The sequence below is a fragment of the Natronolimnobius baerhuensis genome (assembly GCF_002177135.1).
GTDB classification, from domain to species: Archaea; Halobacteriota; Halobacteria; order Halobacteriales; family Natrialbaceae; genus Natronolimnobius; species Natronolimnobius baerhuensis.
On record NZ_MWPH01000003.1, the window covers coordinates 1 to 15,001 of the forward strand.

The 15,001-nt window shown below is 62.2% G+C and carries 12 protein-coding genes and 1 pseudogene; 6 read left to right on the forward strand and 7 right to left on the reverse strand.

The genetic code is table 11. The features are described 5' to 3' along the window. Positions 1-846 precede the first annotated feature (846 nt). Both B2G88_RS12570 and B2G88_RS12575 read left to right on the forward strand, forming a co-directional pair. On the forward strand, positions 847-1,224 hold the full coding sequence (locus tag B2G88_RS12570) for a winged helix-turn-helix domain-containing protein (RefSeq protein WP_054864175.1): 378 nt from the start codon (positions 847-849) through the stop codon (positions 1,222-1,224). Further along, positions 1,221-1,520, forward strand: a complete 300-nt coding sequence (locus B2G88_RS12575) for a DUF7521 family protein (RefSeq protein ID WP_087714974.1) — start codon at positions 1,221-1,223, stop codon at positions 1,518-1,520. The genes B2G88_RS12570 and B2G88_RS12575 overlap by 4 nt, the downstream gene beginning before the upstream one ends. Before the next feature lie 8 nt (positions 1,521-1,528). Here the strand turns inward: B2G88_RS12575 and B2G88_RS12580 are convergent, their stop codons facing one another. The 7 genes from B2G88_RS12580 to lipA form a co-directional block, all read right to left on the reverse strand. Then, positions 1,529-2,692: a multicopper oxidase domain-containing protein gene (locus tag B2G88_RS12580; protein ID WP_054864177.1), complete on the reverse strand. Its 1,164-nt coding sequence runs from the start codon at positions 2,690-2,692 to the stop codon at positions 1,529-1,531. Positions 2,693-2,814: 122 nt separating this feature from the next. Then, on the reverse strand, positions 2,815-4,278 hold the full coding sequence (lpdA, locus tag B2G88_RS12585; RefSeq protein WP_087714975.1) for a dihydrolipoyl dehydrogenase: 1,464 nt from the start codon (positions 4,276-4,278) through the stop codon (positions 2,815-2,817). A gap of 72 nt (positions 4,279-4,350) precedes the next feature. After that, a complete protein-coding gene (locus B2G88_RS12590; RefSeq protein ID WP_087714976.1) occupies positions 4,351-5,988 on the reverse strand; it encodes a 2-oxo acid dehydrogenase subunit E2 in 1,638 nt (545 codons plus the stop codon). 1 nt (position 5,989) lies between these two features. Continuing rightward, a complete protein-coding gene (locus B2G88_RS12595; RefSeq protein WP_087714977.1) occupies positions 5,990-7,012 on the reverse strand; it encodes an alpha-ketoacid dehydrogenase subunit beta in 1,023 nt (340 codons plus the stop codon). A gap of 2 nt (positions 7,013-7,014) precedes the next feature. Continuing rightward, positions 7,015-8,124: a pyruvate dehydrogenase (acetyl-transferring) E1 component subunit alpha gene (pdhA, locus tag B2G88_RS12600; protein ID WP_087714978.1), complete on the reverse strand. Its 1,110-nt coding sequence runs from the start codon at positions 8,122-8,124 to the stop codon at positions 7,015-7,017. Positions 8,125-8,338: 214 nt separating this feature from the next. Beyond that, a complete protein-coding gene (locus B2G88_RS12605; RefSeq protein ID WP_054863307.1) occupies positions 8,339-8,596 on the reverse strand; it encodes a hypothetical protein in 258 nt (85 codons plus the stop codon). 62 nt (positions 8,597-8,658) lie between these two features. Then, positions 8,659-9,600 (reverse strand): lipoyl synthase, encoded by a 942-nt coding sequence (gene lipA / locus B2G88_RS12610; protein WP_087714979.1) that lies wholly within the window; start codon positions 9,598-9,600, stop codon positions 8,659-8,661. A 125-nt stretch (positions 9,601-9,725) separates the two neighbouring features. Here lipA and B2G88_RS20140 point away from each other — a divergent pair. From B2G88_RS20140 to B2G88_RS12630, 4 genes and pseudogenes are all read left to right on the forward strand, one after another. Next, a pseudogene (locus B2G88_RS20140) lies at positions 9,726-11,128 on the forward strand (MATE family efflux transporter). 73 nt (positions 11,129-11,201) lie between these two features. Further along, positions 11,202-11,720: a PH domain-containing protein gene (locus tag B2G88_RS12620; protein WP_054863308.1), complete on the forward strand. Its 519-nt coding sequence runs from the start codon at positions 11,202-11,204 to the stop codon at positions 11,718-11,720. Positions 11,721-11,929: 209 nt separating this feature from the next. Next, on the forward strand, positions 11,930-12,526 hold the full coding sequence (locus B2G88_RS12625; RefSeq protein WP_087714980.1) for a hypothetical protein: 597 nt from the start codon (positions 11,930-11,932) through the stop codon (positions 12,524-12,526). Positions 12,527-12,620: 94 nt separating this feature from the next. Continuing rightward, complete coding sequence (locus B2G88_RS12630; protein WP_054863309.1) at positions 12,621-14,975, forward strand: DEAD/DEAH box helicase; 2,355 nt, start codon at positions 12,621-12,623, stop codon at positions 14,973-14,975. Positions 14,976-15,001 lie beyond the last annotated feature (26 nt).

Below are 15,001 nucleotides of genomic sequence, written 5' to 3' on the forward strand. Positions count from 1 at the left end.
CTTAACCCCTTCGGACCATCAGTCCGAGTCGACCTCGAGGCCGATGACCGATCCCCGGTCGTCGGTGAGGTCGAACACATCACATCCGAGTGCCCTTATACACTTAAGGGCATCGGATCGGTCGCCCACCGGAAATCGCAACCGGGGAGCGCCGTTGCGTACTCAACCAGACGCACCCTGATTACTTAAGGGCAACGTCTTGGAGTCGCGTCCGATCCGCGTTGTGGATGTGAGTTCCTACCTCCGCGCCGGGAACCGGCCGGAGGGAACGTGGCGGCGTGCGCCACGTCGTTCGCATTCAATACGAGTGCCGGGTCAATATATAAGGCCGTCGGACTGTCGGGACTTCGGAAACCGGTACCATGAGACGGGGTTCCACCACGCTATCGATGAGAATTGAATGACATTCTTGTTGACTCTGACTGTTCGTCAGGGCAGACTCTCCAGCGGCCTGTTTCAGTATTGCACTGCTCTAAACGCCTCTCAAATCGCACTGAGAGCCAGAGATAGAGTGGGCCAGATATGACACGGCGATGGTCCAGAATGTGTGAGAGTGAGTTGGGTGGGCAGAGGGCAACAAGGAGACGTCTCTCGAGTAGACTGAGATATTGCGCGGGCGGAGGTCGGTTGGTCATTCCGTCCTTGCAGACGCGGTCGAACCGAATGATACCCGCGCGTTCGCACAGGAATTGGTACATGCGCATGAAGGCTTCGGGTTCGCGCTTGCAGTTTGAGTCTCGTGTGCTCGGCGGCGTAACGAACACGTTCGGAAATCAGTGTCTAACGGCGTCACAGGGCGACGTGCATCGATGCGAATAAACCGCATGCGTTGTAAGGGACGAACGAATGGTCCGGGACCCGACCGTATCGGAGTCGGAACCATCGGCGACCGAGATCTGTGCCGCGCTTGATGATCCCGATTGTCTCGAGATTATCCGGACTCTCGAGGAGCCGATGACGGCCTCTGAGCTCGTCGATCAGTGCGAGATCCCACAGTCCACACTGTACCGGAAACTCGAGTTGCTGACTGAGGCCACGTTACTCGAGGAGTCGACCGAGATCAGGCGGGATGGACATCACGCGAGCAAATATACGGTCGCGTTCGAGGATATCACGCTGTCATTGGACGAGAATCGCGAGTTGGCAGTGGAGATTGATCGACCGGCCCGGACGGCGGATGAACGACTTGCGGAACTGTGGTCGGAGGTGCGAAAGGAGACATGAGCCCCCTCACAACAATCGGAGAGATGGAGGTAACGCTTGCGCTGGCGGTGGTCAAGACGCTTGTGCTCGTCGTAGGCGGAGTGATTACCTACTTCGCGTTCAAGGCCTATCGACGCACGCGCCAGCGAGCGCTTGGCTATCTCGCAATCGGATTTGGGTTGGTGACGCTCGGGTTCGTGCTGGCAGGCATGCTCTATGAGATTCTCAACGTCACGCTCGCGCTTGGCGTCTTACTCGAGAGTCTGCTCGTCCTGGCGGGCTTTCTGGTGATTGCGTATTCGCTGTACGTGCAGTAGGGCAGGTCTTATCCTTCGAAGCCGGCGTCGTCCATAATTTCGGCGAACTCGTCGGTTTCCATCGCCTGTTCGTAGACGATAGCCGTCGCCATCCCACCGGGATAGCGGCCCTCGGTCGTCACGTGGTGGACTTTGTGACAGTGAGCCGGGTAGATACCCGGATCGGCGGTCGCTTCGAACTCGAGAGTGTAGCGCTCAGCGGGGGCGATGTTGATGACGTCTTCTTCATACTGTGCGGCTTCGGGGATCGGTGAGCCGTCTTTTTCGATGACGGTGAATCGGTGGCCGTGGGTGTGGAACGGATGGGTTTCGTAGCCGTTGTTCGCGATGTTGAGGTGGACAGTGTCGCCTTCGGAAACGATCAGTGGCGTGCCCTCCTCTGGGTGGAACGTCGTTGGCGCGCTGCGGCCGTTGATCGTGTAGGCGTCGGAGGATCGGTCGGTTGGACTGTAGTCGGCATCGCCTCCGGCGTACATGTCGTGAAGGTTGGTGTCCCAGTCTCGGAGCGTAAAGAAGTACTCGCGGTCCGGTGGCTCGTAGTCCTCGGGATCGACACGGAGAATGCCGTACATCCCCATATCGAGGTGATTGTGCGTCTGGTAGTGACAGTGATAGACGTGCGTTCCCGGCACGTCGCCCTCGAGGACGTAGGTTTCGCTCTCACCGCTATCGACACGGTCGCGGTTGGTCACCGGGGCGCCGTCGTCCTCCCAGGATTTGCCGACGGCGTGGACGTGGACGGTGTGTGGTCGGCCGTGATTGTTCTCGTAGGTGAGTTCGAACGTCTCGCCCTCGCGCATGCGATAGATCGGGCCGGGAACGGACGGCGCGTAGTCGTCTGCCTGCCAGGCCCAGACCTCTGGGAGTTCGACGGGACCACCGGCTGCCTCGTCAGTGACGAGTTGATGGCGAGCGGAAACCGTCCGAAGCGTCGATTCGTGGTTTTGTTCGGCGAGGTCGATGATCTGCGGTGACTCAGTGTAGTCGTAATCCGTCAGTGGCACGTCTGCCGAGTCGTCATCGCTTGTCTCGCTCGAGTCCGCGTCCTCGGTCGGCTCGTCGGAGTCACCGGTGAACGTCGAGAGACACCCTGCAAGCGTACCGAGTGTGCCAACACCGGCAAGTGAGAGGACGGCACGGCGACGCATTCCTGGCGACGAAGAGTCTGTCATTGGTCTAGGTGGACCATTGGACTCCTCCAAAAGAGGTTGCTCGGTAATTCCTACGGACCGGGAACAAAACCGAATACAGCGGCAGTGTACGACGTATTATTCCACGAATACCAACGCTCGAGTTAGCGATTGAGCGTATGGATCGCCTGTCCGAGCGCATTTTCGGCGGCCTCCATCACGGATTCGGAGAGCGTCGGATGAGCGTGAATCGTCGAGGCAACATCCTCGAGCGTCGCACCGAGTTCGATAGCGAGGCCGAGTTCGGCGATCAGCTCGGAGGCTTCGGGACCGACAATTGCTGCCCCAAGAACGTACTCCTCCTCGGCGTCAGCAACGATCTTGACGAAGCCATCGCTCTCGCCGGTCGTCAGCGCACGCCCGCTGGCGCGGAACGGGAACTGTCCGACGAGTGGCTCGAAGCCGGCGTCCTCGGCGTCCGTCTCGGTCATCCCGACGGTCGCAATCTCGGGGTCGGTAAAGACGACCGCGGGCATCGCCTGGTGATCGAGCGCGGCGGGTTCGCTGGCGATCACTTCGGCTGCGACTTGTCCCTCCGCGCTGCCCTTGTGTGCGAGCATCGGCTCGCCGGCTACGTCGCCGACCGCGAAGATATGATCGACGCTCGTTCGTGCGCGCGAATCAGTTTCGATGAAGCCGCGGTCGTCCGTCTCGAGGCCGACGTTTTCAATCTCGAGCGTGTCGGAGACGGGTTCCCGGCCGACGGCGACGAGGACCTTCTCGACGTCGAGTTCGAGGCGTTCTTCCTCGATGGCGGCCTCGCTCCCCCCATTCGCCGCGGCACCGTCGACTGGCTCGGCGACAACGCGGATGCCGTCGCCGGGTTCGTACCACTCCGAGGCGGTGTGTTCGAAGTGAAAGTCGATGCCGAGATCGTTCGCGCGCTGTTTGACCGGCCGTTTGAGGTCGTCGTCGTAGCCCGGCAGGGTGGACTCGAGCATTTCGATGACGGTGACGTCCGTCCCGAGTTTCGCGAAGACGCTGGCGAGTTCCATCCCGATGTAGCCCGCGCCGACAACGGCCAACGAGTCGGGGACCGAGTCAAGCGAGAGTGCTTGTCTGGAATTCAGTACGGGCGGATTCTCGAACGAGAAGTCGGGGATCGAGATGGGGCGGGAGCCGGTTGCGATGATCGCGTGTTCGAACTCGATAGTTTCGGAGCCTTGGCCCTCGCCGCCGTGGGAAATGCGGGCGGTGTGCTCGTCGACGAACGTCGCGGTGCCCTCCATCAAATTGACCTGGTTCGCTTTGCAGAGCTTTTCGACGCCGCTGGTGAGTTGGTCCACCACATCATCTTTCCACCCGACCATCCCAGCGAGGTCGATTGCGGGGTCGGCGTGGATGCCCATTTCCTCGGCGTGGCGGGCGTCATGCGCGATATCGGTGGCAGTGATCATCGCCTTCGAAGGGATGCAGCCGTGATTCAGGCAGGTGCCGCCGTAGGCCTCCTTCTCGACGAGCGTCACGTCGAGGTCGAGTTGCCCGGCGCGGATCGCAGCCACGTAGCCTGCGGGACCCGCACCGATGATCAATACGTCCGTTCCCGTGGTGACGTCTCCGACGACCATTAGATCGATCCTCCCTGCGAAGTCGTAGCGGCAGTGATGACGTGCTTCATGCGTTGGTAGGTTGCTGTAGGCTCACTCGAGCAATAGTAGCTGTGGGTTCTCGAGGTACTCCATGACGGTGTTGGTAAATCGCGCGCCGACCGCGCCGTCGATGAGTCGGTGGTCGAACGACAGCGACAGCGTCAGGATGGAACGGGGTTCAATCGACTCCCCTCCGTCTCGTTCGATGACACGCGGTTTGCGCTTGATCTCGCCAATCGCCAGAATGCCCGACTCGGGGTAGTTCAAGATCGGCGTCGCGTACTCCCCGCCGATGCCGCCAACGTTAGTGATCGTAAACGTCGAGCCCTGCAGTTCGCCGGGCGATATCGTGCGCTCGCGGGCTTTTTGGACCAGTTCGTTCATCTCCGAGGAGAGTTGAAGCAGGCCCTTCTCGTCGGCGTTCTCGAGAACGGGAACCATCAACCCGGCGTCCGTCGCGGTGGCGACGCCGATGTTGTAGTAATCGCGGTAGACGATTTCCTGGTGTTCGTCGTCGAGGACCGCGTTCATCTCAGGGAAATCTTTCAGGGCGGCGACGACGGCTTTCATGATGAACGGCATGTAGGTCAGTCGAATGCCCCGCTCTTCGGCGCGCGGTTTGAGTGCCTCGCGCGCTTCGACGAGTTCCGTGACATCCACTTCGTCGTGGTGGGTGACGTGGGGCGCGCTCTCTTTCGACTCGACCATCGCCTCGGCGATGCGCTTGCGGACACCGCCGAAGGGTTCGCGTCGCTCGCGCTCGTCGGGGTCGAACTCGGTTCCCTTACTTGTGCTCGCGTCGCCAGCCTCGAGCGCCGCTGCATCTGCTTGTTGAGCCTGTTTCTGTGCCTCAGCGTACTCCTGAACCGCTTCAGGCGTGACAAACGCCCCGCCATCGCGGTCCTCAGTTGCGGGCACAGAATTGATATCGACGCCTTCCTCCTCTGCGAGCCGGCGGGTTGCAGGCGCGGCGAGCGTCCGGTCGCGGTCGGCGGACTCGAGCGACGAGGGCGCGTCCGGAGCGTCCGTGCCCGTGGCCTTCCCGACGCCTGTGGATTCGCTCCCAGTCGATTCGTCGTCGGCATCGCTCGAGGTCGTTGTGTCAGCCGAGTCAGCAGCGACGTCTTCCGCCTCCCCCTCCGCTTCCGTTCCACTGGAAACAGGGGGATCGCCGCCTGCAGCAGCCTTGATATCTGCAGTCGTAAGCCGTCCGCCGGGGCCGCTGCCCGCGACACTCGAGAGGTCGACCCCTTCTTCGCGGGCTAACCGGCGCACTCGAGGCGGGGCGAAGACCCGATCCTGTGGCGTGTCGACGGTCGCGGTTTCGCTGCCGGTTGCCCCTGCGTCACCAGCGCCAGCGGCGTCGGGTTCGCCATCGTCAGGTTCCGTATCGTCGGAATCCGACGCATCAGCAGTACCTGAGTCGGCTTCAGACGTGGGTGACTCCTCGCCCGCCACGTCGAAAGAGATGATGACCGTGCCAACAGGGACGACCTCGCCAGCCTCAACGTGCAACTCCCGAACGGAGCCGTTGACGGGCGCAGGCACCTCCACAAGCGCCTTGTCCGTCTCGACCTCCGCAACTGGCTGGTCTTCGCTCACCTCATCGCCCGCGTCGACGAGCCACGAGACCAACTCGCCCTCTGCAACGCCCTCGCCGACATCGGGAAGTTCAAACTCGCGAACCATCTTAGAACCCCATCGCGTTGCGGATGCCCGTCTCGATTCGTGCCGCCTCAGGCAGGTAGTAGTCCTCGAGTGCGTACAGCGGGAACGGCGTGTCAAAGCCAGTAATGCGCTCGACCGGTGCTTCCTGATAGAGGAGTGCCTCCTCCTGTAGCGTCGCGGTGATCTCCGCGCCCAACCCGCTCGTCTTCGGCGCTTCGTGGACGACCGCGGCGCGCCCGGTCTTTTTGAATGAGTCGACGATGGTCTCTTCGTCCAGCGGCGAGAGCGTTCGCAGGTCGATCACCTCCACGTCGATCTCACCCTCGAGGTTCTGGGCGGCCTCGAGCGTCGGCCTCGTCATCGCGCCCCAGGTGTAGACCGAAATGTCGCTGCCCTCGCGGCGAACGGCGGCTTCGCCGAGCGGGACTTCGTACGATTCCGTGGGCACGTCCTCGCGGAAGGCCCGGTAGATGAGCTTTGGCTCGAGGAAAATCACGGGGTCGGGGGAGCGGATCGCACTGGTCAGTAGCCCCTTCGTATCGTAGGGTGTCGAAGGCATTACGACTTTGAGGCCGGGCTGGTGAACGAACATCGCCTCGCTCGATTCGGAGTGGTGTTCGGGGGCGCGAATGCCGCCGCCGTAGGGCGCGCGGACCACCAGCGGACAGGTGTATCGCCCGCGCGAGCGCGTCCGCAAGCGCGCGGCGTGGGAGACGATCTGGTCGAATGCGGGATAGATGAATCCGAGAAACTGCATCTCGGCAACCGGCCGGAGGCCGTAGGCGGCCATCCCGATTGCCGTCCCAACGATGCCCGATTCCGCGAGCGGGGTGTCGATAACGCGGTCTTCGCCGAACTCGTCGTACAGCCCCTCGGTCGCCCGGAAAACGCCGCCGTTCTTGCCCACGTCCTCGCCCATGACGAGCACGTCCTCGTCGCGGCTCATCTCGGTCTGCAGGCCGTCTTGGACAGCCTGAACGAGGGTGAGACTCTCCGTTTCGGTCGTCGATTCGCCGTCCGTCTCAGTGCGTGCGTCCGTCGCCATTGTTAGCCCTCCAGAAGTGTGTCGTCGCCGTGCGTTTCGCGGATCGATTCGAAGTACTCGAGTTGCTGTTGGAGTCGCCGGGGCATTCCCTCGTAGACGTGTGCAAAGATTTCCTCAGGATCGGGTTGTGCGACCGACTCGGCGCTCTCGATGGCGTCGGCGACGTCCTCGCGGATGCGCGCCTCGATTGCGTCGACGCGTTCGTCGTCGAGCAGGCCGTTGTCCCGCAGGAACGTCTCGAGACGCGGAATCGGATCCTTGGCCTTCCAGCGTTCGACTTCGTCGTCGTCGCGGTAGACCGACGGGTCGTCGGCGGTCGTGTGCGCGCCAAAGCGGTACTGGACGGCCTCGATGAGCGTCGGCCGCAGTTCGTCGTCTTCGGGGCTCTTCGACTTCTCGACGGCGTCTCGAGTGACGTTGTAGACCGCCAGCGGGTCCATTCCGTCGACTTGCACGCCCTCGAAGCCGTATGCTTTTGCTTTCTGTGCTAAGGTGGCGCTTGCGGTCTGGCGCTCTCGAGGAACCGAAATCGCCCACTGGTTGTTGTTACAGAAGAAGACCGTCGGTGTGTCGAAGACGCCGGCGAAGTTCAGCCCTTCGTGGAAATCGCCCTCCGAGGTCGCGCCGTCACCGAAGTAGCAGACAAACGTTTTCTCCTCGCCTTTCAGTTTCGACGCCCAGGCAGCACCCGTTGCGTGTGGGATCTGGGTTGCAATCGGCACCGCGACGGTGAAGATGTTGGCATCCTCAGGGATGTAGTTGCCCTGCTCGTGACCCATCCAGTAGAGGAGGGTGCGCTCGAGTGAGAGGCCACGAACCAGCCCGACGCCGTGTTCGCGGTAGCTTGGAAATACCCAGTCGCTATCATCTAAGGCGTGGGCGCTCCCAATCTGTGCGCCTTCCTGTCCAGAAAGCGGCGGGTAGGTCCCCATCCGCCCCTGGCGCTGCAGGCTCACCGCCCGCTCGTCGAAATGGCGAACCAACCGCATCTGCTCGTACATCTCGACGAACGCCTCGTCGGAGAGGTCGGGGACCCTGGCACCCTCGAGGACCTGCCCGTCCTCGTCGAGGACCTGTACTCGGTCTCGGGGGTCGCGCTGTATCGTACTCACGGGTGAACCCACCTGAACATAGGTAATGATTGTATCGCACAGGATAAAGGGGTTTTCCCGATCTGCAGTACGACCCACGAGACAGACACTACACGAGCGTAATGATTCCGGCCATCAGTAGACAAACATGGACATCGGGACGATATCGTACAGTGTTCGGTCGCAGAGGGTAACAAGAAATTAAGCGCTCTCGCGGTTGATGTGATGGACCAGTTCAGAGATTGTACGCCCACCAGAACACGCCACAACCGAACGCGATACTTGCGATACCGAAAACAACGTCAGCCGTTCCTGACGATTCGACGGTCGATTGGCTACCAGCGATCACGAAAACCGCAGTGAATACGAATCCGAGACACAAGGCTGCAATACGCAAAAGCGCGTTTTCGACGGCATCTTGGACTGCTGTCTGAAACTCATCAGCATCCATCTCAAGGGAAACAGTCCCTGGGTCAGCGGTTTCATCTGTCATTGATACGCTACGTTTCGGTCAAGCTACAATAAAACCGGGATATCGACCGATGCGATCCGAGGTCACTCGGCGCGCGCTACCGTCCGCGCCTCTGTGACGCTTTTGCCCTCGCGCAAGACGGCATCGACGAACAGTTCGCCCGCTTTGTAGGACGACCGAACCATCGGGCCGCTGGCGCAGTACAGAAATCCTAACTCGTCCTCGGCCACCCGTCGCCACGTCTCGTACTTGTCCGGATGATCGTACCGGCGGACCTCGAGGTGGCTTCTCGAGGGCTGGAGGTACTGCCCGAGCGTGACGATGTCGACGCCGCGCTCGCGACAGTCCGCCAACGTCTGGTAGACCTCGTGGTCGTACTCGCCGTGGCCGAGCATGATCGACGTTTTCGTGTAAATGTCGGATTCGCGTTCGACCTGCTCGAGCACCCCGAGACTTTGATCGTACCCCGCACGTCGGTCTCGAACCGGGAACTGCAGGCGTTCGACGGTCTCGACATTGTGCGCGATGACGTCCGGGTCGGCGTCGATGATTTTTCGGACGAGGCGCTCCTCACCCTGGAAGTCCGGGATGAGTACCTCGACGAGAATCCCCGGATGTCTGGCTTTGATCTCGCGGATCGTCTCGGCGAAGTGACCAGCCCCCTGATCCGGCAGGTCGTCCCGGTCGACCGACGTCAGAACGACGTAATCGAGTCCGATTTCGGCGACCGCCTCGGCGACGTTTGCGGGTTCATCCGGGTCCAACGGCTCCATTCCGCCCGTTTCGACGTCACAGAAGTTACAGCCTCGAGAGCACCGATCACCCATAAGCATGAACGTCGCGGTGCCGCCGTCGCCGTCGCCGGTTCCGTCGCCACCGGACCAACACTCGCCCAAATTCGGGCAGTTGGCTTCCTCACAGACGGTGTGGAGATTCCGCTCGCGCAGCGTCTCACGAATGTCGGCGAACTCTCGGCCCGACGGTGGGCGCATCTTCAGCCACTCGGGCTTTCGAGCGCTGCTCATATCTTTCCTGTCGGGGCGGGACGGAAAAGTCGTTTCGTCACCGCACGCACGCGGGCAGCACTCATATGACGTATTCACAATAAGTCAGGTAAATTTATATCTATCAGCCATACTTGTGGTTAGGAATGTTCGATCTCGAGCGCGACGAGATCACCAGCGGGTCGATTCCACGGACGCTCGCCGTGCTTGCCGCGCCACTGTTCGTCCAGAACCTCGTGCAAGTCCTCCAGCAGGTCATCGACACCCTCTGGCTCGGCCGCCACAGCCTCGAGGCCGTCGCGGCTGTCGGGTTGATCTTCCCGATTGCAGGATTGCTCGCTGCCGTTGCAGTTGGTGTCAGCGTCGGGACGCAGGTGCTCGTCTCCCAGCGCGTCGGCGCGGACGAGTCGAGGGCTGGTCGCCGGGCCGCGTTCAACGGCACGCTCGTTGGCCTGCTCGCGGGCGGTGTGACTGGCCTCGTTATCTTCGTCTTCGCCTACGAAATCGTCTCCATCTTCGGTGCAGACGAGACAGTAACTGATCTGGCAGCCTCGTATCTCGCCGTCTACGCCCTGTTGTTTTTCGTCCTGACCGCGAGTGATACCCTCGAGTCGGGCTTCGTCGGCTGGGGCGATACGCGGGCCGCGCTGTACATTAACGTGGTCGCGGTCGCGGTGAACATCGTCCTCGATCCGTTCTTGATCTTCGGCTGGTGGGCGTTCCCCGAACTCGGCGTCGCGGGCGCAGCGCTGGCGACCGGGATCGGCTACGGGTTCGGCCTGTCGCTTGGCGTCGCCATGGCGACGCACGGACGCGATGGGTTCGTCTTTACGCGCGAAAGTTGTCGTCTCTCGCTCGAGGACTGGCGCGAGATCGTCGACATCGGCTGGCCGACGGCTGGCCAACATGTCTCGAGTCAGTCGGCCCGCGTCGGAATGATATGGCTCGTCACGCTCGTCGGCGGCACGGCGGGGCTGGCGGCATTTACCATCGGCGCGCGCGCGTGGCGACGATTGCGTTCGTGCCGGCGATTGGCCTCCAGCAGGCCGCACAGAGTATGGTCGGCCAGAATCTCGGTGCAGAACTGCCAGAACGAGCGCGCCGGACGACGTGGGTCGGCGTCGCCATCGCGAGTGGCGGGCTCTGTCTCGTCGGCGCAGTTCAGTGGTTCATCCCCGAAACGCTGTCGGTGGTGTTCGTCCCCGACGCAACGCCCGCAGAGGTCGCCCTCGCCGCAGAGTACCTGCGGATTCTCGCCTATGGCTACTGGGCAATCGGCGCGACCTACCTCCTGCAGGCCGGATTCAACGGTGCCCGGCGCACCCGAACGAGTCTCATCGCGACGCTGTTGCAGTACTGGATCATCCGCCTGCCAGTTGCCGCCGCGTTCGGCTACCTCCTCGAGCCAAGCGTTATCGGCGTCTTCTGGGGCGTGACGATTTCGAACATCGTCGCCGCACTTGGACTCGGCTGGTACTACTGGTACGAGACCTCGAACGGCATGAACGCTCGAGCGGCCGAGACGGCAGCCACAGAGGCAGCAGACTGACGAGTCTACTCGCTCGAGAAACCACCCCCTACCACGGGTAGTTTTACAGTCGTGAACGGAATAGCGCCAGCGTATGAGTCGTTCGACGCCGGACTGGCTGCATCTCTCCGACGACGAGGACATCGTCTGGGAGAGTCGGCCGCACCCGATTACGATGGGACCGCGAGTACCGCTCGCGCTGGCAATTGTCCTCGTCGGCGTCGTCCTCGCCGGGTGGGGCGTCACCGACGGCGGCATTGCAATCGTCGCGCTGTTCGGCGTCGTCTTGATGGCTGCTGGCCTCATCGTCGCGAGCGTCCAGTACATCATCTGGACGAACACACGCTATGTGATCACCTCCGACGAGTTGTACAAAAAGTACGGCATCATCTCGAGAGACGTGACCCAGTTTCGCCTCGACCGCGTCCAGAACACGAGTCTGCAGCAGTCAACCGTGGGGCGCGTGCTCGGCTACGGGAACCTGACGGTGTACACCGCCGGCTCCGGCGAACCCGAACTCACCTTCGAGCGCGTCTCGAGTCCGGAGCGGGCCGCGAGCGTCCTGAACGAGTACCTTGGGACCGTGAGTGCGCCGAACGATCAGACGGTGTGAGACTGACTCTTGTCAGTCACTACTACCCCGACGGTAAGCGCTCCTGTATGTTATCAGACATACAGGTGTAGCAGGTCGTATGAGACGGATTTCGATTTCCAGGTGCTGAGATGGCTATAATCCTCATCGACAGGTGGCATTATATATTTCCTAACTGAACAGACGGAACACAAAGCTCATATGTGAGAGTAGATTCTGCCAACGACACTATGGCATCTCAGCCTGTGCTGTCGAACGACCAGAGTGAGTCGAACCGGACGAGTGTCGCCGCGAGTGCCGGACTCGGAGTGGTGACCGCAGCGATTGGCTACCTGCTCACGGCGGTCCTGATCGCAGGGGAGGCTGGCCACGCAGTCGGTGAGGAGATTGCCGACTGGAAGGGCATCGCCTGGCACTACTACAACGGCCACATGGTCGATATCGGCGGCTCCGGGTCGATTGGCGGATTCAGCAGCAGCGACGCCGTCAATTTCCTCGCTGAGTCGAGTTCGACGAGTGCCACACTCGTGTACGTCATCCCACCAGTTGTCCTTCTCGCGACCGGGGCAGCCCTCGCGTACCACTTCGGTGCGCGAGACATTGGCTCCGCCGTCCTGATCGGCGCACCGGTCACGATTGGCTACGCCGTCGTGATGGGCCTCGGTGCGGTCGTCACGGAAGCAAGCGGCGAGTGGTCGGCGTTCGGCATCGACGCGACGGTCTCGATGGCACCCGAACTGATGCCCGCAATCGTCCTCGCGGGCCTCCTCTACCCGCTCGTGTTCGCTACGGCTGGAGCTGTCCTGACCGCAGTGCTTCGTTCCTAAGAAGCGCCGCTCGACACTCGGCACTCGCCACTCGAGGGCGGCCGTGCCGACTCGAAGGAAACGCCTTTCACTGCTGACTCCCCGTGTTCGCCTGATGGAGGTCGCCGAGGTTCTCCCAGAGTTCGCCGACGCCTTTGCCTTTGAGGAGTTCAATCGAATGCAACGCGAGGCCGTGCCCGCCTTACTCGAGTCCGATGACAACGTCGTCGCGAGCGCGCCGACGGCTGCGGGCAAGACCGCCCTCGCGGAACTCGCGATCTGTAAGGCACTCGCGGATGGCGGAACCGCACTGTTTATCGCGCCGATGCGAGCCCTGACGAACGAGAAAGAAGACGACTGGGACCGATTTGAGGACCTCGAGTACTCGGTGTACGTCGTCACGGGCGAACGGGATCTGAACCCGCGGCGCGCGCGACGCGCGGACATCCTCGTGATGACACCCGAGAAACTCGACTCGGCGACCCGCAAACACGATTCGCGACGCTATGACTTCGTCACCGACGTCGACGTCTGCGTTATCGACGAAGTCCACTTACTCGACGCCGACCGACGGGGATCGGTGCTCGAGGTGACGATTTCCCGACTGCGGCGACTCTGTGCGCCACGCGTCGTGGCGCTGTCGGCGACGATGCCGAACATCGACGACGTAGCGGCCTGGCTCGACGCGCCCGCGGAGACCACCTTCGAGTTCGGCGACGAGTACCGGCCGGTCGAGCTGAACGCGGGCGTCAAGACTTACACGCACGGCGAGAACTCCTTTGCCGACAAGTATCGTCGCCTCTATCGCGCACTCGACCTTGCTGAACCGCACCTCAGGGAGGACGGCCAATCACTCGTGTTCGTCTCCTCGAGACAGGATACCGTCCGCGCGGCCGAGAAAGCCCGCGACGAGATCGCCGAACGCGACATTCCAATGGGTGCACGCGGCAACTACGATTTCCATACTGACTCGAAAGCACTCGAGAACGAGACGCTCCGAAACTCCGTCCTCGACGGCGTCGCCTTCCACCATGCCGGCCTCTCGAAGAACGACCGCGACCTCGTCGAGGAGTGGTTCAAGGAGGGCATCGTCGAATTGCTCTTTTCAACCTCAACGCTGGCCTGGGGTGTGAACCTGCCCGCCCGCTGTGTCGTGATCCGGGATACGAAACTCCACGACCCGCTCGAGGGCGAAGTCGACATGAGTCCCCTCGACGTGCTCCAGATGCTCGGGCGGGCGGGTCGGCCGGGCTACGACGACGTGGGCTACGGCTGGGTCGTCTGCGACACGGCGGAGGCGGACAAGTACCGCCGCCTGCTGCGCGATGGCAAAGAGATCGAATCCCGCCTCGCAGACAGCCTCGAGACCCACCTGAACGCCGAAATTGCAATGGGGACGATTACCGACCTTGACGATGTAATGGACTGGCTCGAGACGACCTTTTACTACGTCCGCGGGCAGTCCAAACCCGAGGCATACGAGTTCCCGAACCTCCGCGAGCGCGTCCGTGATTGCCTCGAGGACCTCGTTTCCCACGGCTTCGTCGAGACCGGCGAGGACCTCTCCATCGAGGCGACGCAACGAGGCGTCCTCGCCTCGAAGTACTACCTGCGCCTCGAGACGGCGGCGACGTTCGCCCGACTCTGTGACCGGATCGACGACGGCGACGATCTCGAGACGAACGACATTCTCGAGGCGGTCGCGACGGCCGGCGAGTTCGACTCCGTCTCGTCCAGACAGGACGAACGCGACGCCATCGACGCCGTGTTAGTTGGCCAGGAGTACGGCGACCTCGAGGCCGGCCAGCGGAAAGTGCTCGCTATCTTGCGGGGTGCAGCCAGCGGGACAACCCCGACGGAACTCGCGAGCGATTCGTGGGTGATCCGCCAGAACGCGACCCGCCTGCTGTCGGCGCTGGGTGCGTTTCTCGACCGCTTTGTCGGCCCGCACGCGGCAAATCGCTCGCGACGTGTCGAGGCACGCATCGAAAACGGCGTCTCGGCGGATGCCGTCGGGCTAACCGCCATCGACGGCGTTGGTGCTGGCCGCGCGAGCAAACTCGCAACAGAAGGGCTGGCGACGCCCGGTGACGTCGTCGGGGCCGGCATTTCCGGGTTGACCGAAGCCGGACTTTCGGAAGGCGTCGCCGAACGCGTCTACGAAGGCGCACAGTCGCTCCCCTCGCTCGAACTCGAGTGGGGCGACTTCCCCGAACAGATTGAAACGGGCGAGAACGAGGTCTGTGAGGTAACCGTTCGAAACGTCGGCGAACCCGAACGCGCCGGTATCCGCGTCACCGTCAACGGCCGCGAGATGACGAGTACGAACACCTATCTTCGCGATACCGAAACCGTCCCCGTCGGCGTCTTCGGCGCAGATGCGGACGAACTCGAGTATACGGTGAGTGTTGCGTTTCCCGAGGAGCCACTGGTGCCGGTCGAGCAGACCAGACACGTCAATATCGCGTGATCGGACTCGGGCCATCACCTTCTGTG